The sequence below is a fragment of the Klebsiella sp. HC6 genome (assembly GCF_022605325.1).
Classification (GTDB): Bacteria; Pseudomonadota; Gammaproteobacteria; order Enterobacterales; family Enterobacteriaceae; genus Klebsiella; species Klebsiella terrigena.
Genome location: NZ_CP093276.1, coordinates 4,506,621 through 4,532,729 on the forward strand (window position 1 = coordinate 4,506,621; position 26,109 = coordinate 4,532,729).

Below are 26,109 nucleotides of genomic sequence, written 5' to 3' on the forward strand. Positions count from 1 at the left end.
TGATGAAAACCAAACGCGTTACCATTAAAGATATCGCCGAGCTGGCGGGCGTCTCGAAGGCGACCGCCAGCCTCGTGCTGAACGGGCGAGGCAAAGAGCTGCGCGTGGCGCAGGAGACCCGCGAACGCGTCCAGACCATCGCCCGCGAGCAGCACTATCAGCCGAGCATTCACGCCCGCTCGCTGCGCGATAACCGCAGCCATACCATCGGACTGGTGGTGCCGGAAATCACCAACTACGGCTTCGCGGTCTTCTCCCATGAGCTGGAGATGCTGTGCCGCGAGGCGGGCGTGCAGCTGCTTATCTCCTGCACCGACGAAAACCCGGCCCAGGAAAGCATGGTGGTCAATAATATGATTGCCCGCCAGGTTGACGGCCTGATCGTCGCCTCCTGCATGCACAACGACGCGGATTACCTCAAGCTCAGCGAGCAGCTGCCGGTGGTATTGTTTGACCGCAGCCCCAGCGGCAGCAGCCTGCCGCTGGTGATGACCGACTCCATCACCCCTACCGCCGAGCTGATCTCACGGATTGCTCCCCAGCACGCCGACGAGTTCTGGTTTCTCGGCGGCCAGCCGCGGCTTTCGCCTTCGCGGGACCGGCTGGCCGGCTTTACCCAGGGGCTGGCGCAGGCGGGCGTTGAGCTCCGCCCTGAATGGGTGATTAACGGCAACTATCATCCCAGCTCAGGCTACGAAATGTTTGCCGCGCTCTGCGCGCGGCTGGGGCGGCCGCCTCAGGCGCTGTTCACCGCCGCCTGCGGCCTGCTGGAAGGGGTGCTACGCTATATGAGCCAGCATAATTTACTCGATTCCGGCATCCACCTCGCCAGCTTCGACGATCACTATCTGTACGACTCGCTGTCGCTGCGCATTGATACCGTCCAGCAGGATAATCGCCAGCTGGCCTGGCACTGCTATGACCTGATCAGCCAGCTTATCGACGGCGCGGCCCCGGAGCCGCTGCAGCGCTATCTGCCGGCGACCCTGCAAATTCGCCACCGCTAGCCTATCCGAGGCGCTTACTTCAGCGCCTCGCCGCGCAGCCAGCTCTGCAGCAGCCTGCCGTTAGGCGTCATTTCGCTGTCCTGGCGCACGCACAGGTAGTAATCCCGGCCGTCATCGATGGCCGCGTCAAAGATTTTCACCAGCTCGCCGCTGTTCAGATACGGCGCGATCAGCGGCTCGCGCATCAGCGCGCAGCCCAGCCCGGCCTGCACGCCGGCGAGGGTTAACAGCCCGTCCTCAAACAGCGGCCCCGTCGATCGCGGCGGGCGCTTCACGCCCTGCTGCACAAACCACTGGTTCCAGGTGCTGCGCTCCTCGTCGTGGAGCAGCGGCATCTGCAGCAGCTGCTCCGGGGTATCAATATGTCCGTGCAGGCGGATAAACGCCCGGCTGCATACCGCCACCATTCTGCCGGAAATCAGCTTTTCGCTCTGATATCCCGCCCACCGCCCGTTGCCGAAGCGAATCGACATATCCGAGGCGTCGCTGAGGTAGTTGCGGTGGTTGGCGTAAACCACGTTGATTTCGGTCTGCGGGTTGGCGTGAACGAACGACGGCAGGCGGGGAATAAACCAGCCCATGCCAAACAGCGGGATCAGGCTGATCGTGACCTGCTGGCTCTGGACCTGATCGACCAGATGCTCGGTGGCCTGGCGCAGAACGTTAAACGCCGCGCGAATGGAGCGGTAGTATTCCCGCCCCTGCAGGCTGAGGGTCAGCCGTCGCCCCTGGCGCTCGGTAAGCGGGATCTGCAGGTATCCCTCCAGCACCTTCAGCTGATGACTGACCGCCGACGGCGATATCGCCAGCTCCTGAGCGGCCTGGGTGATGCTGCCGAGGCGGGCGATGGCCTCAAAGGCGCGCACCGCCCGCAGCGGCGGATCGTTGGCCAGGCCGCTTTCCGCCCAACCTTCCCGCTCCGCCGATTGTTCTGTTTTTTTCATATATTGATTTTCTTAGCGCTAAGTGAGATCCGACACGTCATTTAATTATAATTAATATCATAAAGATAGATAAATTCGCGATCATAATAAGAAAGAATATATCCGTATTTTACAATTTAATTCATTTATTGGATGGTAGCCGTAATTTGAGCACATTGTCGGGTAAATCGGTTGGACACACTCATACAGCAATTCATCAATGGCATCATGCTGGGAAGCATCTATGCCCTGATCGCGCTCGGTTACACCATGGTGTACGGCATCCTGCGCATCATTAACTTTGCCCACGGCGATATTCTGATGGTCGGCGCCCTGACGACGCTGTCGGCAATGAACGCGCTGAACGCCCATTTTCCCGGCCTGCCGCTGCTGGCCCAGCTGAGCCTGGCGCTGATGCTGGCGATGATCGTATGCGCGCTGCTGGCGATGGCGGTTGAGCGCTTTGCCTACCGCCGCCTGCGCAACGCTCCGCGCCTGGCGCCGCTGATCTCGGGGATCGGCGTGTCGGTGCTGCTGCAAACCGTGGCGATGATTATCTGGACCCGCAACCCGCAGATGTTCCCGCAGATCCTGCCGATGGAGCCGATCGCCGTGACCCACGGCAGCGCGGCGCATCCGCCGGCGATCGTCACCGTGACCGGCATCGTCACCGTTGCGCTGGCTTTTGCGGTCATGCTCGGCCTGTGGCTGCTGGTGGAATTTACCCGCTTAGGCCGCGGCATGCGCGCGGTGGCGGAGAACCCGCGCATCGCCACGCTGATGGGGGTCAACCCCAACGCCATTATCACCCTCACCTTCGCCATCGGCGGCGCGTTTGCGGCGCTGGCGGGCGTCATGATGGCCAGCAACTACGGCAGCGCCAGCTTCTCAATGGGTTTTCTCCCCGGCATCAAGGCCTTCACCGCGGCGGTGCTCGGCGGCATCGGCAATATTCGCGGCGCGATGCTCGGCGGCCTGCTGCTGGGGATCATCGAATCGCTGGGCGCCGGCTATCTCGGCGACCTGACCCACGGCGTCTTCGGCAGCAACTATCAGGATATCTTCGCCTTTATGGTGCTGATTGTGGTGCTGGTGTTCCGTCCCGCCGGTTTACTCGGCGAGCGCGTCGCGCATCGGGCATAGGAAAAAATATGACAACGGCACAACTCGTCGCGGCCCCCGCCGCCTCCCGTCGCTTCTGGTCCGGCATGACCCTGTTTATCTGCGCGCTGCTGGTGGCGCCGATGGTCGCCAGCCAGCTCGGCGGCAACTACTGGGTGCGGGTCATCGACTTCGCCCTGCTGTACATCATGCTGGCGCTGGGTCTCAACATCGTGGTCGGCTACACCGGCCTGCTGGATATGGGCTTTATCGCCTTCTACGCCGTCGGCGCGTACCTGGCGGCGCTGCTGGCCTCCCCGCATCTGCTGGAGGCGTTCCCACAGCTTCTGGCCTGGTTCCCGGACGGCCTGCACACCTCCTGGCTGCTGATTATTCCGTTCGCCGCGCTGGTGGCGGCGGGCTGCGGCATCGTGCTGGGCGCGCCGACCCTCAAGCTGCGCGGTGACTACCTGGCCATCGTCACCCTCGGCTTTGGCGAGATTATCCGCATTCTGATGCGCAACCTCGATCGCCCGGTGAATATTACCAACGGCGCAAAGGGCATTTCCGGCATCGATACGCTCAGCCTGTTTGGTCTTAAATTTAGCGGCGTCTATCACTGGTTCGGCGTTAAGGTCCCGGCGCTGTGGCTGTGGTACTACCTGCTGATGCTGGTGATTGTGGCGATTATTTTCGTCTGCCTGCGCCTGCAGCACTCGCGGATCGGCCGCGCCTGGCACGCCATCCGTGAGGATGAGGACGTTGCCCGAGCGATGGGCATTAACCTGCGTAACTATAAGCTGCTGGCTTTCGCCATCGGCGCCTCGTTCGGCGGCGTCGCCGGGGCGCTGTTCGGCGCCTTCCAGGGCTTCGTCTCCCCGGAATCCTTCACCCTGCAGGAGTCGATTGCGGTGCTGGCGATGGTGGTGCTTGGCGGGATGGGGCATATCCCGGGCGTTATCCTCGGCGCCGTGCTGCTGACCGCCCTGCCCGAGCTGCTGCGCAGCCAGGCCGCCCCGCTGCAGCAGGCGCTGTTTGGCGAAGTGCTGATTGACCCGGAAATTCTGCGCCAGCTCTTTTACGGCCTGGCGCTGGTGCTGGTGATGCTGCTGCGCCCGCAGGGCATCTGGCCCGCCGGACATAAAGGAGCCAAAGCATGAACCTGCTCAGCGTTAGCCATATGTCCAAGCGCTTCGGCGGCCTGACGGCGGTCGATAACGTCTCGCTCGCCATCAACGAGGGCGAAATCTACGGTCTTATCGGCCCCAACGGGGCGGGTAAGACCACCTGCTTTAACCTGATAACCGGGCTCTATCCGGCGGACAGCGGCGAGTTCGCCATCGCCGGTCAGCCCTACTTTCCGAAAAACATAGAGAAAGTCACCGCCGCCGGCATCGCCCGCACCTTCCAGAACGTGCGGCTGTTTAACCAGATGTCGGTGCTGGAAAACGTGATGGTCGGCCGCCACGTACGCACCCGCAACGGCCTGTGGGCGGCGCTGAGCCGCCACCGCCGCGCCCGCGCCGAAGAGGCGCAAACCCGCGAGCTGGCGTGGCACTGGCTGGAGTATACCGGCATCGCCCAGTTCGCCCACTACCGCGCCTGCGACCTCGCCTACGGCCACCAGCGGCGTCTGGAGATTGCCCGCGCCCTGGCCACCGACCCGCGTCTGCTGGCGCTGGACGAGCCGGCCGCCGGGATGAACGCCGCGGAGAAAGTGGCGCTTGGCGAGCTGCTGCTGCGCATCCGTAACGATGGCAAAACGCTGCTGATGATTGAGCATGACGTCAAGCTGGTGATGGGGATCTGCGATCGCCTGATGGTGCTGGACTATGGCAAAACGCTGGCCAGCGGCACCCCTGAAACCGTACGTCGCGACCCGGCGGTTATCGCCGCCTGGCTGGGAGGAAGCGCGCATGTCTGATCTGTTAACCGTCAGCGGTCTGGGGGTGCACTACGGCGGCATCCAGGCGGTACGCGAGGTGTCGTTTAGCGTCCAGGAGGGCGAGCAGACGACGCTTATCGGCGCCAACGGCGCGGGCAAAAGCTCCACCGTCCGCGCCGTTACCGGCCTGGAGCCGTTTAGCGGCGACATCGTCTTCAACGGCAGGCCGGTACGCCAACGGCGGGCCGAAACGCTGCTGCGTGAAGGGCTGGTGATGGTGCCGGAAGGCCGCGGCATTTTCGCCCGCATGACGGTGCTGGAAAACCTGCAGATGGGCGCCTGGCTGCGCCGCGACGGCGCGGCGGTGAAGCGGGAGATGGACGACATCTTCAGCCAGTTTCCCCGCCTCGGCGAGCGCCAGCATCAGCTGGCCGGGCTGCTCTCCGGCGGCGAACAGCAGCTGCTGGCGCTGAACCGCGCCCTCCTCAGCCGCCCGCGATTGCTGATCCTCGACGAGCCGTCGATGGGGCTGGCGCCGCTGATGGTGGAGAACGTTTTTCGCGTTATTGCCACCCTGCGCCAGCGCGGCGTGGCGCTGCTGCTGATCGAGCAGAACGCGCGCCTGGCGCTGGAAGCCACCGACAGCGCGTGGGTGATGGACAGCGGTAGCATCGTTGAGCGCGGCGCATCGCAGGCGCTGCTGGCCGACGACCGCATTGCACAGATTTATTTGGGCGAAATGCCCGTTTAACACACCAACCAACATCAGGGAAAAACAATGAAAACAGCAAAAATCAGTGCGCTCAGCGCCGCTATTGTGCTCAGCGGTTTTGCCTCTTCCGCCGCATGGTCCGCCGCCGGCGAAACCGTCACAATCGGCCTTGCCGGCCCGCTGACCGGCCCTTCCGCGCGTATTGGTAAGGATCTGGAAAACGGCGCTCAGCTGGCCATCGACGATATCAACAAGCAGCACCCGACGATCGGCGGCAAGGCGGTGACCTTTAAGCTGCAGTCGGAGGACGACCAGTCTGACCCGCGCACCGCGGTCGCCGTGGCCCAGCGCCTGGTGGATAGCGGCGTGGCGGGCGTGGTCGGCCACTGGAATACCGGCACCAGCATTCCGGCGGCGCGGGTCTATCACGACGCCGGGATCGCCCAGGTTGCGCCGGTGGCGACCGGTCATGCGTATACCAAACAGGGCTTCGATACCAGCTTCCGGGTGATGGGCCATGACGATGACGGCGGCCAGTTTGCCGGCCAGTACGCGGTGCAAACCCTGAAGGCCAAACGCATTGCGGTGATCGACGATCGTACCGCCTTCGGCCAGGGCCTGGCGGATGAGTTTATTAAGTCGCTGAAGGCCCAGGGGATCGATATCGTCGATCGCCAGTACGTTGATGACAAAACGGTGGACTTCAGCGCCGTGCTGACGGCGATTCGCAGCAAAAACGCCGATCTTATCTTCTTCGGCGGCGTCGACAGCCAGGCCGCACCGCTGGCGCGCCGCATCAAGCAGCTGGGGCTCAGCGCCACCCTGATGGGCGCGGGCGGCTTCGTCAGCCAGACCTTCCTGCAGCTGGCGCAAAAAGAGGGCAACGGCGTGGTGGCGCTGGAGCCGGGGCTGCCGGTAGAGCAGATGCCGGGCGGCAAGGCCTTTGAGCAGGCCTATCAGTCGCGCTATCACACCCATATCGAGCTGCACGCGCCGTTCGCCTACGACGCCACTCGCGTACTGGTCGCGGCGATGGAAAAAGCCGACTCCGTCGATCCGGCCGTCTACCTGCCCGCCCTGCGCGCCATCAGCTACTCCGGCGTCACCGGGCAGATAGCCTTTGATAAAGAGGGCAACCTGAAGTCGCCAACCTTTACCGTCTACAAAGTCGTTGACGGTAAATGGCAGCCGCAAACCGTACTCGGCGGCGCCGCCACGAAGTAACGCAGTGAGGCAATGTGATGAGTGATAATAATGAGCTGGGCATTCTCGCCCGCCGCAAAATTGAAGCAGAGATTATTAAGCCGATTTACGACATCCTGGTCCGCGAGATTGGTAAAGCTCGCGCCCAGGCAGTCATCGGCGAGGCGATTGAAAACGCCGCCATTGAGGCGGGGAAAGCCTTCGCCGCCAAAGAGCCCAACGGCGCGGATATCCAGAGCTTTGTCGCCCTGCAGTATCTGTGGGAAAAGGACAATGCGCTGGAGGTCACCGTGCTGGATGCCGACGACCGGCAGTACAACTACAACGTTAACCGCTGCCGCTATGCCGAAATGTATCACCAGATGGGCCTCGGCGAGATTGGCCACCTGCTCTCCTGCGCCCGCGATGACAAGTTTATCGTCGGCTATGCGCCGGAGGTTGAGCTGACCCGCACGACGACCATTATGCAGGGCGCGCCGTGCTGTGATTTCCGCTATCGCGTAAAGAAGGACCCATCATGATAACCGTTAACGGCGAGCGCCTGTGGGCAACGCTTAACGCAATGGCGACCATCGGCGCGACGCCCGCCGGCGGCGTCACCCGGCTGACGCTGAGCGAAGAGGACCGCCAGGCCCGCGATCTGCTGCGCGACTGGGCGCTGGAGGCGGGATTTGGCTACCGGGTCGATAGCATGGGCAATATGTTTATCCGCCGGGCGGGTAAAAACCCGGCGCTGGCGCCGGTACTGACCGGTTCGCACGTCGACTCCCAGCCGCTGGGCGGCCGCTATGACGGTATCTACGGCGTGCTGGCGGGGCTGGAGGCGCTGCGGGCGCTTAACGAACGCGGCATCGAAACCGAGCGCGATATCGTGCTGGTGAACTGGACCAACGAAGAGGGCGCGCGCTTTGCCCCGGCGATGCTCGCCTCCGGCGTGTGGGCCGGGCAGTTCAGCGAAGAGTGGGCCCTTGCCCGGGAAGATCGCAGCGGCGTCAGCGTCGGCACGGCGCTGGAGGCGATCGGCTATCGCGGCCAGCACCCGACGGCGGCGTTTCCCCTGCACGCCTGCTACGAGGTGCATATCGAACAGGGGCCGATTCTGGAAGACGAAGGGATTGATATCGGCCTGGTGCACGCGGCGATGGGCCAGCGCTGGTTCAACCTTACCCTGACCGGCTTCGCCGCCCACGCCGGCACCACGCCGATGGGCAGCCGTCGCGATGCGCTAACCGCTTTTTCCGAGCTGGCGCTGGCGGTGGAAGAGATCGGTATTGCCCACCAGCCAGACGGCCGCGCGACGGTCGGCACCGTGCAGGTGACGCCGGGGTCGCGCAACGTGGTGCCCGGCCGCGTTGAATGCAGCGTCGAGTTTCGTCATCCGCAAAGCGACGCCCTCGAAGCGATGGAGCTCGCGCTGCGCCGCGCCGCCGCGGCGCTGGGCCAGCGCGGCGTAGCGGCAGAGGTCGAGCGCATTTTTGACTACGCGCCTATCGCCTTCGACCCCGACTGCCTGGCGCGTAGCGAGCGGGCCGCCCTGGCGCTCGGCTACAGCGCTAAACGGATGGTTTCCGGCGCCGGACACGATACCTGCTATATCAGCAAAGTGGCCCCCGCCAGCATGATATTTATCCCCTGCGAGAAGGGGATTAGCCACAATGAGGCCGAAAACATTCTCCCTCAGTGGGCCGAAAAAGGGGCCAACGTCCTGCTTAACAGCGTGCTTAGCGCCGCGAGCGAATCCTCCTCCTGATCCCCGCCTGTCGTCATAGCAAACGCATTGCGCATGGCGACAAACGCTCTCCTCGCCGGGGGCCGCACGGCGCGCCCGCGGAGAGGAAAACCCCAGCATAAATAAATTAAAACAGCATCTTACCCGACGCTTAAAGACGTTTATTTTTGGATTCTCTACTAAAATTAGCAGGAAGATCGCCTATAGTATGGCCAATGTACGCAGGGAAAGAAGCGGCGTCTGGCGGGCTTAAGGCCAACGTGCCGGCACTCTGCCGGGTCATACTCGCCGCGAAAATAGCCTGCTGGGATCGCCTCTTACTGCTGACGCCGGGTACGTGTGAAAACGAAAAAAAAAGCCGCCGCATCGTCCAACGTACTCCGCTATATCTGGGGGTCTGCGTTAGCGACAATCTGTTTAACCACCATTCTCTCCTTCTGGCTGCTCTCCGGCTCATGGTCGATGTGGAAAAGCGCGCATAACAACGTTATTCAGTTCGACATATTTTACCGCATCCTGCAGGTCTCCAACGATTTAGCCGGCGAACGCGCCTTCGCTAACGAGCTGGTATTAAGCCCGCAGGCGGATAAAGAGCGGCAGTGGCAGGCGCTGGAGGCCCACCGCCGGGTCACCGATCGCGATATGCAAAGCATTCCGCAGCATCTGCTCTCCCCCGAGCTGATGGTGGAAATGCAGCATCAGCTGGCCCACGCCAGACGCCTCGCCGATACCTTCCGCAGCCGGGAGCTCGGCGATCCGGAGACGGCAGAGCACGCCATCCGCGATATGGTGGTGGCGACCGACTTTTACCATCAGGCGCTGTTTGAGCGCACCGCCGAGTTTTTACTGCTGGAGCCCAGCGCGCTGGGGCCCATTCTGCGCGCCCAGGCGCTGGGCGAGCTGCGCGACGCCACCGGCAGGCTCGGCTCGCAGCTGCTGATCCCGCTGGCGACCCAAACGAAGATCCCCGAGGCGAACCGCGAAGGGATCACCCGCGGCATTGAGCGGATTAATACCGCCTGGTGGCTGCTGCGAACCCAGGGCGACGAGGCGAGCTATATTCCGCACTTCCAGCGCCAGCTGGAGAATACCCGCCAGGCCTTCGAAACGCAGGGGATTGGTTTAATTAATCGCTTAAAAGTGGAGAGCGACGGCAATCAGCCCTACAGCATTAGCGCCGAGCGCTTCGCCATTGATTATCACGCCAGCCTCGGCGCTTTTGATAATCTGCTGAATACCTACATGACCGGCGTCAAAAAGCACTACACCGCCACGGAGCGTCTGGCGCTGCGGAATTTGCTCATCCGTTCGCTGGTGCTAACCCTGGTCTACGCCCTGACGATCGCGATGATTTTCTATATTCGCTCGCGGGTTTTGCGCCCTATTCTGCGCTTAAATAATATTGCCGCCGATCTGATCGCCGGCAAGCAGGCGCACGTCCAGATCGATGACGACACCGCGGAAGAGGTGCAGGAGCTGTTCTCATCCCTCGGCACCCTCGGGAAAAAGCTGCGCGAAGACGCGCGCATCAGCCGCCAGTACCAGCGCCAGTCGGAGGAGGACCCGCTCACGCACCTGTTTAACCGCCGGGCGTTCAATAGCCGGGGCGAGGCGCTGCTGCGTCAGTCGAGCGAGGCCCTCAGCGCCTGGCTTATTATGCTGGACGTCGACCGCTTCAAGTCGATTAACGATAGCTGGGGACACCCGATGGGCGACGAGGTGCTGGTGGCGCTGGCAAAAACGCTGAGCAAGTTTAGCCGCCCGAGCGACGTCGTGGGTCGTCTCGGCGGCGAGGAGTTTGCGGTGCTGTTTCTGGCCCCGACGGCGCAGGACGTTGCCCGCTACGCCGCGCGGATTCAGCACAAAATCCGCAAGCTGACCTTCCACACCAGCGGCGGCGAGACCTTTAAGGTCACCGCCAGCTACGGGGTTTCTCAGGGCTGGCAGTGCCCGCTGGAGGAGCTGCTGTCTCGGGCAGATAGCGAACTGTATAAGGCGAAAAACAGCGGCCGGGACCGGATCTGCGGCCTGCCCTGAGCGCGGGCCGGGGCCCTGCGCTCGGGCATTGCCGATGAGGTGGGCTAGTGCTTCTTACGGTTACGGCGCATATCGATGGTCACCGCGGCGACAATAATGATGCCCTTAATAATATCCTGCACGTAGGCATCGACGCCGACGAAGGTGAATCCGCTTTTAATCAGCCCCAGAATCACCGCCCCAATCAGCGTTCCGGTAATCCGCCCAACGCCGCCCATCAGGCTGCTGCCGCCGATCACCGCGGCGGCGATGGCATCCAGCTCATAGGACATCCCCATGCTCGACTGGCCGCTGCTGACGCGCGCGGCTAATACCACGCCGGCCAGACCGGAGAGGGCGCCGGCAATGGTGTAAACGATGACCAGGTACTTGTTGACGTTGATGCCGGACACTTTTGCCGAGGTCATGTTGCCGCCGATGGCGTAGACGTATTTACCGTAGCGGGTATGCTTGAGCGCGATATGGAACAGCGCGGCGATGACGAAGAAGATAATGACCGGCATCGCCCCCTGACCCACGGCGGTAAAGCTGTCGGACAGGAAGCTAATCGGGTTTCCCTGGGTGTAATACTGCGCGAGACCGCGCGCGGAAACCATCATCCCCAGGGTGGCGATAAACGGCGGGATCCCGGTACGGGTCACCAGAAAACCGTTGGTTAACCCACAGAGCAGGCCGACGCCGATCCCGGCCAAAATGGGGATCGCCGCCGGCAGGTTGACCAGCGACGGAAACATCGGCGTGAGGCTGTCCGAGGTCTGCGCCAGGCTCGCCGCCACCACCGCCGCAAGGGCGATAACCGAGCCGGAGGAGAGGTCGATCCCGGTGGTAATAATCACCTGGGTCACCCCCACGGCGATAATACCGATAATCGCCACCTGTAAAACGATCAGCACCAGGCGGTTGCTATTCATTAAAAATGATTGGTCGCGAACGAACCAGCCGGCAATTTCAAACGTCAGGGCAATCGCCACCATGACGATAAATATCCCGGTATCTTTCGGCATTTTATGCCGTAGCTGACTCAAGAAAGAGGGTTTCTCATTTACGGGAGCTGCGGTCAATTTCATATTGCTCATTCTCTACGCCTCAATTGGATGCCAACGACAAAATGGTTTCCTGATCGGCCTCATCTTTTTCAAGGATGCCGGTAATACGCCCTTCGTGCATGACCATCACGCGGTCACTCATCCCGAGGATTTCCGGTAGTTCAGAGGAAACCATAATCACCGCGACGCCACGGTTCGCCAGTTCGCTAATCAGATGGTAAATTTCAGCCTTCGCGCCCACGTCAATACCGCGGGTCGGCTCATCGAGAATCAATATTTTGGGCTGGGCTAAGAGCCAGCGGGCAATCAGTACTTTTTGCTGATTACCGCCGCTGAGGTTATTAATAATTTGATCCATCGTCGGGGTTTTAATATTCAGACGGCGGATCTGCTCCATACAGTCTTCCGCCATTTTCACATGCTTAACAAACCCGCTTTTGCCGACATATTCCGGCATATTGACGATGCTCATATTCTCCAGCACCGACAGGACGAGGAACAGGCCGGACTTTTTGCGATCCTCGGTCAGCAGCGCCATCCCCTTTTCGATGGCCACGGAAGGAGAATCTATCTTCACCGGGACGCCATCAATCAGCACCTCTCCTTCGTCAAAGCTCTCCATACCGAACAGGCACTCCATCACCTCGCTGCGCCCGGCCCCGACCAGCCCGGCAACCCCGAGGATTTCGCCGCGCCGCACGCTGAAGCTGACGTCATCAAAGTAGCCCTTGCGCGACAGATTGCGCACGCTCAGGACGTCCTCGCCGATCGTATTATTGAATTTTGGGAACAGCTGGGTTAATTCGCGCCCGACCATCTGAGTGATTAACGACTGGCGGGTATATTCCGCCGTCTGCTGGCTGGCGACCCAGCTGCCGTCGCGAAAGACGCTGATTTCATCGGTAATCGCAAAAATCTCATCCATCTTATGGCTGATATAGATGATGGCTTTGCCCTGCGCGCGGAGGTCGCGAATAATCGTAAACAGGTGCGCCACCTCCCCTTCGGTTAACGCCGAGGTCGGCTCATCCATAATCACGATATCGGCGTTCCACGAGACCGCTTTGGCAATCTCCACCATCTGCTGGGCGGCGATGCTCAGATCGCCCACCAGCCGATCGGCAGCGAGGCGGATATTGAGCTTATTCAGCAGCGCCTGGGTCTGGCGGATCAGCTGGCGGTGATCGACGAAGCCGTACTTCATCGGCTCACGGCCGAGCCAGATATTTTCCGCCACCGTCATATGCGGCACCAGGTTAAGCTCCTGGTGGATCATCGAGATCCCCGACCGCAGCGCATCCATGGTGTCCTGAAACTGAACCGGCTGGCCTTTGACTTTTATCGCGCCCTTATCGGGACGGTAAATCCCGATAAGGCATTTCATCAGCGTGGATTTACCGGCCCCGTTTTCGCCCATCAGCGCGTGCACCGTTCCAGGGCGCACGCGCAGTGAGACATTATCGAGCGCCTTCACGCCGGGAAAGAACTTGCTGATACCTTCGGCTTCTAGGGCAAAAGCGTTCATAGAAAAACCTCCGTACCGCTGGGCCAGGAATCGTTATTTTTGGTTGCGGCTGACGAAATCAGACATGTTTTCTTTGGTGATCAGCTGGTAGGGGACGTCGATGACCTTTTCGACTTTTTCACCGTTAGCCAGCTTGATGGCGGCATTGACCGCGCCCTCGCCCTGACCCTTCGCGTCCTGGAAAATCGTGGCGATCATCTTGCCGTTTTTGAGCATCTGCAGCGCGTCGGGGGTGCCGTCAACGCCGGCGATCAGAATGTGGTTCGGGTTGCTGCCCAGCGCCTGCAGCGCGCCGATGGCCATTTCATCGTTGTTTGAGGCAATGGCCTGGATGTCTTCTCCGCTGGTCATCCAGTTGCTCACCACGTCAACCGCGTCGTTACGCATAAATTTGGCGGTCTGCTTCTGCACGATTTTAATATTCGGGTATTTCGCCACCACCTCTTCCACGCCCTTGGTCCGGTCACGGGTCGATTCATTGGCCAGGTCGCCCAGCAGGATCGCGACGTTTCCTTTACCGTTCATCGCCTTCGCCAGCGCTTCCATCTGCAGGCGCCCGGCGAGGACGGAATCCGAACCGACGTAGGCCATTTTGTCCGTCAGCGGCAGCTGCGGGCGGCGGTTAACGAACACCAGCGGGATACCGGCTTTGGTCGCCTGATCTATAATCGGTTTCACCGCGTTGGTGTCGACCGGGGCAACGATGATGGCATCAACGCCCTGGCCGATGAAGTTCTGTACCTGCTGCAGCTGCTGCGCCACGTCGCCCTTGGCGTCTTCAACCTGCGACTTAACGCCATCTTTTTGCATCTCTTTTTGCATGGCGTTACGCAGGATGGTCAGAAAGTTATCATCAAAAAGCGCCATCGAAACGCCGACGGAAATATCTTTTGCCATCACAACCGCAGGCAACATACAGGCTAACAAAGAGGCAACAATCGTTTTCTTGATATTCACAGTTGATCCTTGAGCGTCGTTGATACGCCAGTTTATTGAGATAAATGAAAAATTCATTTCATAAAAAACGGGTCAAACACCTGCCTGCCTTTCGGCCAGAGAACGCGTCTCCGCCAGCGCCGTCGGCCTTTCCTTTGTCAAAAACCGCTAAAATCGGTTGATTTTTAATGGATTATTAAAACAGCAGTTCATTAACCATCTACGCCTGGGGCCACCCGATTTCAGTTAGTTTGTTTCATTAACAACTTATTTGAAACTTTTATAATTAAATAACTGAAATGAAAATTTTAAAACTACGCAGTAACAGAACTTTGACAGATATCTAACATTGCCGCATAAACGAGCGAAAAATGAGAGGCAACCAGCAGTTTGCTCACGAGCCGATGGGGCGGGACTGGCATTCAGCAGGAGATGATTTGATTGGGGAATCATTCATGAATGGACAAGCTTTATCATAGATAGACACTGGAGAGAGGCGCCGCCGGCGGCGTAAACTGTGCCCTCTGCGTTCTGCTTAGCCCAACAGGCCTCTTATGCCGCGTTCCTCTCTCTTTCAACCGCTGATATTCGCAGCGGCGCTATCGCTGTCCGCTGTCGCCCAGGCCGCACCTGACGTTGAGGTGGGCTTTTCACCTGAGGGGTCGGCCCGGCAGTTGGTTCTACAAACGATTAATCAGGCCCACGTCTCGATCCGCATGATCGCCTACGCCTTTCAGGCTCCAGATATTGCCCGTGCGCTGGTGGCCGCCAGGGCTCGCGGCGTTGACGTGCGGATCGTGGTGGATAAAAAGCGCAACCGCGCGAAAGCCAGCCGGCTCATGATGCAATATATGGTGCAACATGGCGTGCCGCTCCGCGTCGATGGCCACTATCACATTCAGCACGACAAGACGATTATCGCCGATGGCGCAACGGTGGAAACCGGGTCATTTAACTACGCCCCTTCGGCGGAAACGATGAATAGCGAAAACGTGGTGGTTATTCGTAACCGGCCGGAGATTGCCAGGAAGTATATCGCGCACTGGCGATCGCGGTGGGCGCTGGGTACTCCCGCCGGCGGGCTATAAGCGCACTAAATAGCCGCCCGCGGGCGGTTGTGCCGGGGCTGGCTAGTGGATAATTTTAAACGTCAGCTCGTAGGGGCTGGTTTTTCCCTCATCGCGCGCGCCGCCCATTTGGTACACGCGAACGGTATATTTGCCGCCGGTCGCCAGGCGCTGCTCGAAATCGCCGTCACGCATGGCGCCATTAAAAATCGTTTCATTAGCGGGGTTAATGACGTTGAAATAGGGATGGTGGGCGCCGCGTTTCATACTGACGCGCATCGTCTGGCCTGCCTTAGCCACCAGCGTATAGTCTTTCACATCGGCTCCGCTCACCGCATTATGAATAGCGGTGCCGCTGGTGCCTTTATCGAAATGAATCGGCTGGGTATTTATTTTATAGCTTGCCATCGATACTACTGGCGTTAATAAACAACCGGCGCAGATCAGGCTACCAACAATAAACTTAAATTTTTGCATTTAATTAACACCTTATGTTTTTATACGCGCTGTTATATCACATAAAGCGGCCGGCCCTGCTGCCATTATTTCCCGCGATGGAGCAAATCCTGATAAATAGCGGTCAATACGCCTCCCGGACGAAACTCTTTTTTAATCCACTGGGTCACCTGCCCGGTCGCCGCGTGCTGGGTGGCAAGCAGCATTCCCGAGTCCTGGCGCGGGTTGTGGATCTGGCGCGTCACCAGCAGCCGCTCGTCCATCGCTTCATTGACCATATAATCCGGCAGGAAGCCAATTCCCTCGCCGAGGATCTGGCACTGGCACTTGGTATTAAAATCCGGCACCAGGATCGCCTCCTGGCCGTGCAGCAGCCAGCCGACCTTTTTATTAATCGTATTCGCGGTGTCTTCCACCATGATATTCGGATAGAGGCGCAGCTGGCTTTCGGAGATCGGTTCCGGCATAAACGCCAGCGGGTGATCCGGCGCAATGGCGAACACCCAGCGAATGGCGCCGATTTCGGTGTAATCAATGCCGCCGCCGTCGAGCAGCGTATCCGGCGCGCCGATGGCAATGTTGGCCTGGTTATTAATAATGGCGTCCCAGACGCCGTTGTAGACCTGGGTGGTGACGGTTATCTGGCAGGTGGGGAACTGTTTTTTAAGCACCTGCAGCAGGCGCGCGGTGTGCCGCGGGGTATAGAGCAGCTGATTAATACAGATTCGCACCCGCGCCTCGATGCCCTGGGCGATAGTATCGATGCTGCGCTTGATGGCGTGGAAATCATTCAGCAGGTCGGTGGCTTTGCGAAAAAGGTAGTAGCCGGATTCGGTGAGCTCAATGCTGCGGGTATTGCGGGTAAACAGCACCACGTCCAGCCCCGTCTCCATGCGCTTAATGGTGTAGCTGATGGCGGAGGTTGTGAGCCCCAGCTCATCCGCCGCCTTACTAAAGCTGCCAAAGCGCGCCGCCGTGGTGAACGCCTGCAGATTCTCTTCGGTAAAAATTGAGTTCATTTGCCCGCTCCTGCTCTCGTCAACCGGCCATCCGCTAAATTCTCATGCTGAATGTATTTGCCAGGTGGATGATTGGGCAACCATTTTTGAATAACTTTTAACACCACGCTCGCAATCTGCCTGAAAGAACGCGGGTTCTCTCAGGCCGCGGCGGCGCTTCAGGCTTCGGGCTTCGACGTCGCTTCACTCAGCCGACGGCCGGTATATTCGGAAATGAGGCCAACGCAGTTGCCGGCAAAAAAGCCCAGCAGCGTCACCGGCCAGTTCAGCCCGGAGGCGAAGAACAGCGTCATGCCGAGGAAGCCGCCGGGAATAAACGACGTCAGAGAAAACCGCCCCTGCCAGACGATCGCCGCCGAGAACGGCACCGTCACGATGACGCTGGCCCAGAAGCCCGATATGCCGCTCAGCGCGGCGAGCCAGCCCGAGGCCAGCGCCGCAAGAAACGCCCATACCGCCCCGGAGTAGTTAACAAACAGGCTCCTGACGAACCCCGCTTTCCCCCCGCCCGCGGCATAAAAACTGCAGAAGGCCACGAAGCCAATCGTGCCTAATAATTCCCAGCCGTGCTCAAGCCCAACCTGCGAGGAGATAAGCTGCCAGACGCCAGCGCTAATTCCGACAGTAATCCCCGTAGCCGTGAGTCCGTTCATCTTGTCCTCCTCCGGATAATCGTTTCCAGGCGTCGTTATTACGTTCGGCAACTATATATAAATAAAACCCGATTGCATTAAGGGGAATACGAAGAAACCAGCAAAGGGTGCACCACCGCACAGCCTGCATCCATTATTAAATAATATTCAACAATCAGCCGTTTTCCGGCGAATAAATTTTAAGCGGGTTCTTTTATCATTTTTTCATTGCTATCCTCAGCCCATCAACCAAAATCGTCAGCGCAAATTATCCGGAGCCGGTTTATGTCCAGGGAAAATCTTATCACTGAATACCTGTTAGCGGCGGAGCAAGGCAACCTCGCACAGTTAAAGCAGTGCCTGCTCAAGGGCGTTAATATTAATAGCGTTAACCGCCACGGCCAGACCGCCATCGTCCTTGCCAGCTTACATCAGCACTATGACTGCGTGGCGCAGCTAATTGCCGCGGGGATCGATATTAATAAACAGGACCAGACCTGTTTAAACCCCTTCCTGATAAGCTGCCTGAATAATGATTTAACGCTGTTGCGCTTAATTCTTCCCGCCGCTCCGGACCTCAACTGCTTAACGCGTTTTGGCGGCGTCGGCCTGACGCCGGCCTGTGAAAAAGGCCATCTGGCGATCGTCAAAGAGCTGCTGACGCAGACCGGGATTAACGTTAATCACACCAACTTTGTCGGCTGGACGCCGCTGCTGGAAGCCATCGTGCTCAACGACGGCGGCAGCACGCAGCAGGAGATCGTTGCGCTGCTGCTGGAGCACGGCGCCAGCCCGCATATGACCGATAAATACGGCAGGACTCCGCTGGAGCTGGCGCGGGAAAAGGGCTTTAGCGAAATAGCCCGGCTGCTGACTGCCGCGGGCGCCTAGCCGAAGGAGAACCGCTATCGACACCTCCGGACGGCGGTGTGTGCAAGCGCTAACTGCGGACGAAAGGTTTCTCGCGCAGCGCGGCAGCGGACGGGTTGAACAGCGCTTTTCCCGGGCGGTAAACCTGTTTGTTCCGGGTCCGCAGCGGATGCTGACGCTGCTCTGCGCAGATTACGACAACGCGCCCAACAGCTGTAGGTTGGCACTCACACACTTTGACAACCTGTTCCGGCCCGGCCAGCCGGTTCGCTTTCTTGATTCAGGCATCGCGTTTGGCGAGAGCGGATGGATAGAGACATCGCAATGCCGGCGCTGGCAAATGGCCAAACCCACGCTGAGCGACGACCGCCTGCGGCATATTCCATGGCGGCGCTGGAGCCAAACGCTCCGCCAGCAGCTGCACGACGATGAAACCTTATTTCTCTATCGCGGCAATAATCCTTTTCATCGGGAAATTAGCCGGCAATTACAGCAACGCCGCCGCGCTTTATTAGCGGCCCTGCAGCAGGGAGAGGAAATTACGTCCTCGGTCTCCTCAATGATCGGGCTGGGTATTGGCCTGACGCCGTCGGCGGATGATTATCTGGTTGGCATGAGCACTATTTTATTACTCCCCGGACATCCGCGGGAAAAATACCGGGAGGACTTTTTATTGGCCCTGCGGCGCGCCGGGAATAATACCACGGCGCTCAGCGCTATAACCTTAGAAGCCGCCTTAAACCAGCGTTACCGAGAAAGTATTGCGCGATTTATTCATTATTTACTGAATGAACCAGCGTCCTTTTCTATCGAGGCTATTGCCGATATTAAAAATATTGGCTCAAGCTCCGGCTGCGACATGCTGTACGGCATGGCGGACGCCTGCGCCCTGAGCCAAACGTATGGAGGAAATGATGTCAGTTAAAATAATCGTTAAGCCAAATACCTATTTTGATTCCGTTTCGCTGATGTCGATTTCGACGCGGGCCAATCAGCTCGACGGCGTCGAGCAGGCGTTTGTGGCGATGGCCACGGAGATGAACAAAGGGGTGCTGAAAAATCTCGGGCTGCTGACGCCGGAGCTGGCGGCAGCGAAAAACGGCGACCTGATGATCGTCATTAAGGGTCGCGACGGCGCGGACAACGAACAAACCCTGGCGGCCATCGAAGAGCTGTTCCACAACAAGGCGCAGAGCGGCCAGCATGAAGCCCGTTATGCCACGCTTGCCAGCGCCAAAAAGCATCTCCCCGAAAGCAATCTGGCGGTGATTTCGGTCAACGGCCTGTTCGCTGCCCGGGAGGCCCGCCAGGCGCTGCAAAACGATCTTAACGTCATGCTGTTTTCCGATAACGTCACGCCAGAAGAGGAGCTGGCGCTGAAGCAGCTGGCCCATGAAAAAGGCCTGCTGATGATGGGGCCGGACTGCGGCACCGCCATTATTAACGGCACCGCCCTGTGCTTTGGCAACGCGGTGCGCCGCGGCAATATCGGGATTATCGGCGCTTCCGGCACCGGCAGCCAGGAGCTGAGCGTCAGGATCCACGATTTCGGCGGCGGCGTGTCGCAGCTTATCGGCACCGGCGGCCGCGATCTGAGCGAAAAAATCGGCGGCCTGATGATGCTGGACGCCATCGGGATGCTGGAAGACGATCCGCAGACCGAAATCATCGTCCTGATCTCCAAACCCCCGGCTCCGGCGGTGGCGCGCAGGGTCATTGAACGCGCCCGCGCCTGCCGCAAGCCGGTGGTGGCCTGCTTCCTCGGTCGCGCCGAAGCGCCTGCGGATGAGAGCGGCCTGCAGTTTGCCCGCGGCACCTACGAAGCGGCGCTGAAGGCGGTCGCACTCTGCGGCATTACGCCCGCAGACGACGATCGCCAGGCGGCGGATCGGGCGCTGATTGCCGAGGTTCGCGCGCGCCTGACTCCGCAGCAGAAGTATATTCGCGGCCTGTTCTGCGGCGGCACCCTGTGCGATGAAACGATGTTTGCGCTGCTGGAACAAGAGGCCGAGGTCTACAGCAATATCCAGCCCGACCCGGCGCTGCGCCTGACGGATATCAACCGCAGCGTCGGGCATACCTTCCTCGACTTCGGCGATGACGACTTCACCAACGGCAGGCCGCATCCGATGATCGACCCGACCAGCCGCATCCAGCGGCTGCTGCAGGAGGCCAGCGATCCGCAGGTCGCCGCTATCGTTATGGATTTCGTGCTCGGCTTCGGCTCCCATGAGGACCCGGCCGGCGCGATGCTGGAGGCGATTAAGCAGGCGCAGGCCATTGCCGCCGCCGACGGGCGCCCGCTGGCGATCCTCGGCTACGTGCTGGGCACCGACCTCGACGCCCCTTCCCTGGAGCAACAACGCCGCATGCTTAGCGATGCCGGCGTCATTTTGGCCAGCAGCAGCAGCCATACCGGCCTGCTGGCGCGCGAGTTTATCTGCAAAGGAGAGAAAGCCTGATGAGCCAGCCACTATTCAACCAGCCGCTGAACGTGATTAACGTTGGGATCGCCCTGTTTAGCGAGGATCTGAAAAAGCAGCACGCTGCCGTTACCCAGCTCGACTGGACGCCGCCGGGTCAGGGCAATATGCAGGTCGTGCAGACGCTGGACGCCATCGCCGACTCCGCGCTGGCCGACAAAATCACCGCCGCCAACCGGCAGGCGCTGGAGCGCATTATTCAGTCGCACCCGGTGCTGACCGGCTTCGACCAGGCCATTAACGTGGTTCCCGGCATGACCGCCAAAACCATCCTCCACGCCGGGCCGCCGGTCCAGTGGCAGCAGATGTGCGGCGCGATGAAGGGCGCGGTGACCGGGGCGCTGGTGTTCGAAGGCCTGGCGCAGGATCTGGATGAGGCCGCAGAGCTGGCGGCCTCCGGGGAGATCATCTTCTCGCCGTGCCACGAGCACGACTGCGTCGGCTCAATGGCGGGCGTCACCTCGGCCTCAATGTTCATGCATATTGTCGAGAATAAAACCTACGGCAACGTCGCGTTTACCAACATGAGCGAGCAGATGGCGAAGATCCTGCGCATGGGTGCCAACGACCAGAGCGTGATCGATCGCCTTAACTGGATGCGCGACGTGCAGGGGCCGATGCTGCGGGAGGCGATGAAGATCGTCGGCGAAATCGACCTGCGCCTGATGCTGGCTCAGGCTCTGCATATGGGCGACGAGTGCCACAACCGCAACAATGCGGGCACCACCCTGCTGATCCAGGCGCTGACGCCGGGCATTATCCAGGCCGGCTACTCCGTTGAGCAGCAGCGCGAAGTCTTCGAGTTTGTCGCCAGCAGCGACTACTTCTCCGGCCCGACGTGGATGGCGATGTGTAAAGCGGCGATGGATGCGGCCCACGGCATTGAGTACAGCACCGTGGTCACCACCATGGCGCGCAACGGCGTCGAGTTCGGCCTGCGGGTCAGCGGCCTGCCGGGAGAGTGGTTTACCGGCCCGGCCCAGCAGGTTATCGGCCCGATGTTTGCCGGCTATAAACCGGAAGACTCCGGGCTGGATATCGGCGATAGCGCGATTACCGAAACCTACGGCATCGGCGGCTTTGCGATGGCGACGGCTCCGGCCATCGTCGCGCTGGTGGGCGGCACGGTTGAGGAGGCTATCGACTTTTCACGGCAGATGCGTGAAATCACCCTCGGTGAAAACCCCAACGTCACCATTCCGCTGCTCGGCTTTATGGGCGTCCCGACCGCCATCGATATTACCCGCGTCGGCAGCAGCGGCATTCTGCCGGTGATCAATACCGCCATCGCCCATAAGGATGCCGGGATCGGCATGATCGGCGCCGGCATTGTCCACCCGCCGTTCGCCTGCTTTGAAAAGGCCATTTTGCGCTGGAGCGAGCGCTACCTCGCCTAGCCAGGGGTTCCCCGGGGGCGGCGCTCCCGGGCAACGGCGAACAACCATAACTCTCTTACCCTCTGTAGCGGAACCCGGACAATGAAAGAACTCGTGGTCGTTGCCATTGGCGGCAACAGCATCATCAAAGATAACGCCAGCCAGTCGATTGAGCATCAGGCCGAAGCCGTGAAAGCCGTGGCGGATACGGTGCTGGAGATGTTGGCATCGGACTATAACATCGTGCTCACCCACGGCAACGGGCCGCAGGTCGGGCTGGATCTCCGTCGCGCCGAAATCGCCCACGAGCGCGAAGGCCTGCCGCTCACGCCGCTGGCCAACTGCGTCGCCGATACCCAGGGCGGCATCGGCTATCTGATCCAGCAGGCGCTTAATAATCGCCTGGCCCATCGCGGCGAGCAGAAGGCGGTCACCGTCGTCACCCAGGTTGAGGTGGACAAAAACGATCCCGGTTTTGCCCATCCCACCAAGCCGATTGGCGCATTTTTTAGCGCCGCCCAGCGCGATGAGCTGCAGCTGGCGCATCCCGACTGGCGCTTCGTCGAAGATGCCGGGCGCGGCTATCGCCGGGTGGTGGCCTCGCCGGAGCCAAAGCGCATCGTCGAAGCCGAGGCGATTAAAACCCTCACCCGCCAGGGCTTCCTGGTGATCGGCGCCGGCGGCGGCGGCATTCCTGTGGTGCGCGGCGAAGGCGGCGATTATCAGAGCGTGGATGCGGTCATCGATAAAGACCTCTCCACCGCGCTGCTGGCGCGGGAAATTCACGCCGACGTGCTGGTTATTACCACCGGCGTTGAAAAGGTGTGCATTCATTTTGGCAAAGCCAACCAGCAGGCGCTGGGAACGGTGACGGTCGGCGAGATGACCCGCTATATGCAGGAGGGCCACTTTCCGGCGGGCAGCATGCTGCCGAAAATCGTCGCCAGCCTGGCATTTTTAGCCCACGGCGGCAGCCGGGTCATTATTACCCCCCCCGAACGCCTGCCCGCCGCGCTGCGCGGGGAAACGGGCACCCATATTGTGCATAACTAACGGCGCATAGCTTAAGGAAGAAAGATGAATAACGACAATAGCCGCCGGGAGTTTCTCACCCGCAGTGGAAAAATAGCCGCCGCCGCGGCCCTGCTCGGCGCAGCGTCGCCCTCCGCCTACGCGGACGGCAGCAGCCCGGCCGCCTGCCGCGATCCCAAGGGGGCCACGAGCCTCGGCGACAGGCACTACTACCTCGACAACGTGCTGCTGGAGAGCGGCTTCGAGTATGAAAACGGGGCGGTGGTCCATACCCGCACCGAGCTGCAGACCCTGGAGATTCGCGACGGGAAGATAGCGGCCCTGCGGAGCAATAAAAGCCATCCCGATGCCACCCTCCCCCGCTACGACGCGGCGGGCATGCTGATGCTCCCGGCGATGCGCGACATGCATATTCACCTCGATAAAACCTTTTACGGCGGCCCGTGGCGCTCCCTGAACCGCCCGGCGGGCACCACGATTCAGGATATGATTAAGCTTGAGCAGAAGCTGCTGCCGGAGCTGCAGCCCTATACCCAGCAGCACGCAGAGAAGCTTATCGATCTTATCCAGTCCAAAGGCTCCACCGTGGCCCGCAGCCACTGCAATATCGAACCAACCTCGGGACTAAAAAACCTCGAAAACCTGCAGGCGGTGCTGGCACGGCGCAGTCCGGGATTCGAATGTGAAATCGTCGCCTTCCCGCAGCACGGCCTGCTGCTGTCGCACTCCGAGTCGCTGGTACGCGAAGCGATGCAGGCCGGGGCGCACTATGTCGGCGGCCTCGATCCGACCAACGTTGACGGCGCGATGGAGAAGTCGCTCGATACCATGTTCCAGATCGCGCTGGACTATGACAAAGGGGTGGATATTCATCTGCACGAAACCAGCCCGGCGGGCGTGGCGGCGATAAACTACATGGTAGAAACCGTGGAGAAGACCCCGCAGCTGAAAGGCAAGCTGACCATCAGCCACGCCTTTGCCCTGGCGACCCTCAGCGAACGGCAGGTCGATGCGATTGCCGGGCGCATGGCGGCGGCGCGGATAACCATCGCCTCCACCGTGCCGATCGGCACCCTGCATATGCCGCTCAGCCAACTGCGCGAGAAAGGCGTGTTTGTGATGACCGGTACCGACAGCGTCATCGACCACTGGTCGCCGTACGGCCTCGGCGACATGCTGGAAAAGGCCAACCTCTACGCCCAGCTCTACATTCGTCCGAATGAGCAGACGCTCTCCCGCTCGCTGGCGATTGCCACCGGCGACGTGCTGCCGCTGAACGATAAGGGCGAGCGCGTGTGGCCCAAGGTCCTGGATGACGCCAGCTTCGTGCTGGTTGACGCTTCCTGCTCCGCCGAAGCGGTGGCGCGCATTTCGCCGCGCACCGCAACCTTCCACCGGGGCCAGATGGTCTGGGGCCGCGTAGGCCGCGCCTGACGGCAGGCGGACATAAAAAAGCCCCGGGACGCCGACGCGCCTCGGGGCTTTGCTTTTTACGCTGGCTTATTTCTGCGGACGCATCGCCGGGAACAGGATCACGTCGCGGATGGTGTGGCTGTTGGTAAACAGCATCACCATTCGGTCGATGCCGATGCCCAGACCGGCGGTCGGCGGCAGGCCATACTCCAGCGCGGTCACGTAGTCTTCGTCGTAGAACATCGCTTCGTCGTCGCCGGCGGCCTTGGCGTTCACCTGGTCGAGGAAGCGCTGCGCCTGATCTTCGGCGTCGTTGAGCTCGCTGAAGCCGTTGCCGATTTCACGTCCGCCGATGAAGAACTCAAAGCGGTCGGTGATCTGCGGATTGGCGTCGTTACGCCGCGCCAGAGGCGAAACTTCTGCCGGATACTCGGTGATGAAGGTCGGCTGAATCAGGTGCGCTTCCGCCACTTCGTCAAAGATTTCGGTGACGATGCGGCCCAGGCCCCAGCTCTTCTCAACGTTGATGCCGATAGATTCGGCAATCGCTTTCGCCGCATCGAAGTTATCCAGATCCGCCATCTCGGTTTGCGGACGATATTTCTTGATAGCCTCGCGCATGGTCAGCTTTTCAAACGGCTTGCCGAAGTCGAAAACCTGGTCGCCGTAAGGCACTTCAGTTTTACCCAGCACGGTCTGCGCCAGGGTGCGGAACAGCGACTCGGTGAGTTCGATCAGGTCTTTGTAATCCGCGTACGCCATATAGAGTTCCATCATGGTGAACTCGGGGTTATGGCGCACGGAGATGCCTTCGTTACGGAAGTTACGGTTGATCTCAAAGACGCGCTCGAAGCCGCCAACGACCAGCCGTTTAAGGTACAGTTCCGGCGCAATGCGCAGGTACATGTCCATGTCCAGCGCGTTGTGGTGGGTGATAAACGGACGGGCGGAGGCGCCGCCGGGGATCACCTGCATCATCGGGGTTTCGACTTCCATAAAGCCGCGAGCCACCATGAACTGACGCATCGTCGCGAGGATCTGCGAGCGCACTTTAAAGGTGTGGCGCGAGGCGTCGTTGGAAATCAGATCCAGATAGCGCTGGCGATAGCGCGCTTCCTGATCCTGCAGGCCGTGGAACTTATCCGGCAGCGGGCGCAGGGCTTTGGTCAGCAGACGCAGTTCGCTGCAGTGGATCGACAGCTCGCCGGTTTGGGTTTTGAACAGCTTGCCGCGGGCGGCGATGATGTCGCCGAGGTCCCACTTTTTAAACTGCTCGTTGTAGACGCCTTCCGGCAGATCGTCACGCGCCACGTACAGCTGGATGCGGCCGCCAACGTCCTGCAAGGTCACGAAGGAGGCTTTACCCATGATACGACGGGTCATCATGCGGCCAGCCACGGAGACTTCGACGTTCAAGGAGGTGAGCGCTTCGTTGTCCTTGCCGTCAAATTCAGCGTGCAGCTGGTCAGAGGTATGGTCACGGCGAAAATCGTTCGGGAACGGGATACCCTGCTCGCGCAGCGCAGCCAGCTTTTCACGACGGCTTTTCAGTTCATTATTAAGGTCAATTGCCTCATCGGCACTTTGTGCTTGTTGTTCAGACATGTTGGTTCCTCATAACCCTGCTTTCAAACTTGCTTCGATAATTGAACCAGGT

At 60.2% G+C, this 26,109-nt stretch carries 24 protein-coding genes; 16 read left to right on the plus strand and 8 right to left on the minus strand.

Annotation, left to right across the window (positions count from 1 at the left end; genetic code table 11):
* Nucleotides 1-2 precede the first annotated feature (2 nt).
* Entirely contained in the window at nt 3-1,007 is a 1,005-nt protein-coding gene (locus MMW58_RS21845; protein ID WP_133597965.1) for a LacI family DNA-binding transcriptional regulator, read from the plus strand.
* Between the two features lie 14 nt (nt 1,008-1,021).
* Here the strand turns inward: MMW58_RS21845 and MMW58_RS21850 are convergent, their stop codons facing one another.
* A complete protein-coding gene (locus MMW58_RS21850) occupies nt 1,022-1,951 on the minus strand; it encodes a LysR substrate-binding domain-containing protein (RefSeq protein WP_133596606.1) in 930 nt (309 codons plus the stop codon).
* A gap of 207 nt (nt 1,952-2,158) precedes the next feature.
* On the opposite strand from MMW58_RS21850, the gene MMW58_RS21855 reads away from it, so the two are divergent.
* From MMW58_RS21855 to MMW58_RS21890, 8 genes are all read left to right on the plus strand, one after another.
* The gene (locus MMW58_RS21855; RefSeq protein WP_241723768.1) at nt 2,159-3,073 is read left to right on the plus strand and encodes a branched-chain amino acid ABC transporter permease; all 915 of its coding nucleotides are present in this window, start codon (nt 2,159-2,161) and stop codon (nt 3,071-3,073) included.
* Between the two features lie 8 nt (nt 3,074-3,081).
* Nucleotides 3,082-4,191, plus strand: coding sequence for a branched-chain amino acid ABC transporter permease (locus tag MMW58_RS21860; protein ID WP_095094737.1), 1,110 nt, complete (start codon nt 3,082-3,084; stop codon nt 4,189-4,191).
* Entirely contained in the window at nt 4,188-4,955 is a 768-nt protein-coding gene (locus MMW58_RS21865) for an ABC transporter ATP-binding protein (RefSeq protein WP_241722095.1), read from the plus strand. The genes MMW58_RS21860 and MMW58_RS21865 overlap by 4 nt, the downstream gene beginning before the upstream one ends.
* Nucleotides 4,948-5,667, plus strand: a complete 720-nt coding sequence (locus MMW58_RS21870; RefSeq protein WP_241722096.1) for an ABC transporter ATP-binding protein — start codon at nt 4,948-4,950, stop codon at nt 5,665-5,667. The genes MMW58_RS21865 and MMW58_RS21870 overlap by 8 nt, the downstream gene beginning before the upstream one ends.
* 27 nt (nt 5,668-5,694) lie before the next feature.
* On the plus strand, nt 5,695-6,852 hold the full coding sequence (locus MMW58_RS21875; RefSeq protein ID WP_133596601.1) for a branched-chain amino acid ABC transporter substrate-binding protein: 1,158 nt from the start codon (nt 5,695-5,697) through the stop codon (nt 6,850-6,852).
* A 17-nt stretch (nt 6,853-6,869) separates the two neighbouring features.
* Nucleotides 6,870-7,352, plus strand: a complete 483-nt coding sequence (locus MMW58_RS21880) for an L-2-amino-thiazoline-4-carboxylic acid hydrolase (protein ID WP_133596599.1) — start codon at nt 6,870-6,872, stop codon at nt 7,350-7,352.
* Entirely contained in the window at nt 7,349-8,581 is a 1,233-nt protein-coding gene (locus MMW58_RS21885; RefSeq protein WP_241722097.1) for a Zn-dependent hydrolase, read from the plus strand. The genes MMW58_RS21880 and MMW58_RS21885 overlap by 4 nt, the downstream gene beginning before the upstream one ends.
* 318 nt (nt 8,582-8,899) lie before the next feature.
* Complete coding sequence (locus MMW58_RS21890; RefSeq protein WP_241722098.1) at nt 8,900-10,597, plus strand: GGDEF domain-containing protein; 1,698 nt, start codon at nt 8,900-8,902, stop codon at nt 10,595-10,597.
* A gap of 44 nt (nt 10,598-10,641) precedes the next feature.
* Here MMW58_RS21890 and MMW58_RS21895 read toward each other — a convergent pair whose 3' ends face one another.
* From MMW58_RS21895 to MMW58_RS21905, 3 genes are read right to left on the minus strand one after another with little or no spacing between them, the layout of a single operon-like run.
* The gene (locus MMW58_RS21895) at nt 10,642-11,664 is read right to left on the minus strand and encodes an ABC transporter permease (RefSeq protein WP_181955384.1); all 1,023 of its coding nucleotides are present in this window, start codon (nt 11,662-11,664) and stop codon (nt 10,642-10,644) included.
* Between the two features lie 19 nt (nt 11,665-11,683).
* On the minus strand, nt 11,684-13,168 hold the full coding sequence (locus tag MMW58_RS21900) for a sugar ABC transporter ATP-binding protein (protein WP_133596593.1): 1,485 nt from the start codon (nt 13,166-13,168) through the stop codon (nt 11,684-11,686).
* Between the two features lie 33 nt (nt 13,169-13,201).
* The gene (locus MMW58_RS21905; RefSeq protein WP_041147543.1) at nt 13,202-14,125 is read right to left on the minus strand and encodes a sugar ABC transporter substrate-binding protein; all 924 of its coding nucleotides are present in this window, start codon (nt 14,123-14,125) and stop codon (nt 13,202-13,204) included.
* A gap of 533 nt (nt 14,126-14,658) precedes the next feature.
* On the opposite strand from MMW58_RS21905, the gene MMW58_RS21910 reads away from it, so the two are divergent.
* The gene (locus tag MMW58_RS21910; RefSeq protein WP_241722099.1) at nt 14,659-15,192 is read left to right on the plus strand and encodes a phospholipase D family nuclease; all 534 of its coding nucleotides are present in this window, start codon (nt 14,659-14,661) and stop codon (nt 15,190-15,192) included.
* A gap of 42 nt (nt 15,193-15,234) precedes the next feature.
* On the opposite strand, the gene MMW58_RS21915 is transcribed toward MMW58_RS21910, so the two are convergent.
* From MMW58_RS21915 to MMW58_RS21925, 3 genes are all read right to left on the minus strand, one after another.
* Entirely contained in the window at nt 15,235-15,579 is a 345-nt protein-coding gene (locus tag MMW58_RS21915; protein ID WP_241722100.1) for a DNA breaking-rejoining protein, read from the minus strand.
* Between the two features lie 134 nt (nt 15,580-15,713).
* Complete coding sequence (locus MMW58_RS21920; RefSeq protein ID WP_041144432.1) at nt 15,714-16,646, minus strand: LysR substrate-binding domain-containing protein; 933 nt, start codon at nt 16,644-16,646, stop codon at nt 15,714-15,716.
* Nucleotides 16,647-16,804: 158 nt separating this feature from the next.
* Nucleotides 16,805-17,299: a DUF1097 domain-containing protein gene (locus MMW58_RS21925; protein ID WP_133596586.1), complete on the minus strand. Its 495-nt coding sequence runs from the start codon at nt 17,297-17,299 to the stop codon at nt 16,805-16,807.
* A gap of 264 nt (nt 17,300-17,563) precedes the next feature.
* Between MMW58_RS21925 and MMW58_RS21930 the strand changes: the two genes are divergently transcribed.
* From MMW58_RS21930 to MMW58_RS21955, 6 genes are all read left to right on the plus strand, one after another.
* Complete coding sequence (locus tag MMW58_RS21930; protein ID WP_241722101.1) at nt 17,564-18,169, plus strand: ankyrin repeat domain-containing protein; 606 nt, start codon at nt 17,564-17,566, stop codon at nt 18,167-18,169.
* A 40-nt stretch (nt 18,170-18,209) separates the two neighbouring features.
* Nucleotides 18,210-19,073 carry an oxamate carbamoyltransferase subunit AllH family protein gene (locus MMW58_RS21935; protein WP_241722102.1) on the plus strand — a complete coding sequence of 288 codons (864 nt, stop codon included), beginning with the start codon at nt 18,210-18,212 and terminating at the stop codon, nt 19,071-19,073.
* Nucleotides 19,063-20,610: an acyl-CoA synthetase FdrA gene (fdrA, locus tag MMW58_RS21940; RefSeq protein WP_241723769.1), complete on the plus strand. Its 1,548-nt coding sequence runs from the start codon at nt 19,063-19,065 to the stop codon at nt 20,608-20,610. Before MMW58_RS21935 ends, fdrA begins: the two co-directional genes overlap by 11 nt.
* Entirely contained in the window at nt 20,610-22,028 is a 1,419-nt protein-coding gene (locus MMW58_RS21945; protein ID WP_241722103.1) for a YlbE family protein, read from the plus strand. Before fdrA ends, MMW58_RS21945 begins: the two co-directional genes overlap by 1 nt.
* A gap of 81 nt (nt 22,029-22,109) precedes the next feature.
* Nucleotides 22,110-23,060 carry a carbamate kinase family protein gene (locus MMW58_RS21950; RefSeq protein WP_241722104.1) on the plus strand — a complete coding sequence of 317 codons (951 nt, stop codon included), beginning with the start codon at nt 22,110-22,112 and terminating at the stop codon, nt 23,058-23,060.
* Nucleotides 23,061-23,084: 24 nt separating this feature from the next.
* Complete coding sequence (locus MMW58_RS21955) at nt 23,085-24,473, plus strand: amidohydrolase family protein (protein ID WP_241722105.1); 1,389 nt, start codon at nt 23,085-23,087, stop codon at nt 24,471-24,473.
* A 66-nt stretch (nt 24,474-24,539) separates the two neighbouring features.
* Here the strand turns inward: MMW58_RS21955 and lysS are convergent, their stop codons facing one another.
* The gene (lysS, locus tag MMW58_RS21960) at nt 24,540-26,057 is read right to left on the minus strand and encodes a lysine--tRNA ligase (RefSeq protein WP_241722106.1); all 1,518 of its coding nucleotides are present in this window, start codon (nt 26,055-26,057) and stop codon (nt 24,540-24,542) included.
* Nucleotides 26,058-26,109 lie beyond the last annotated feature (52 nt).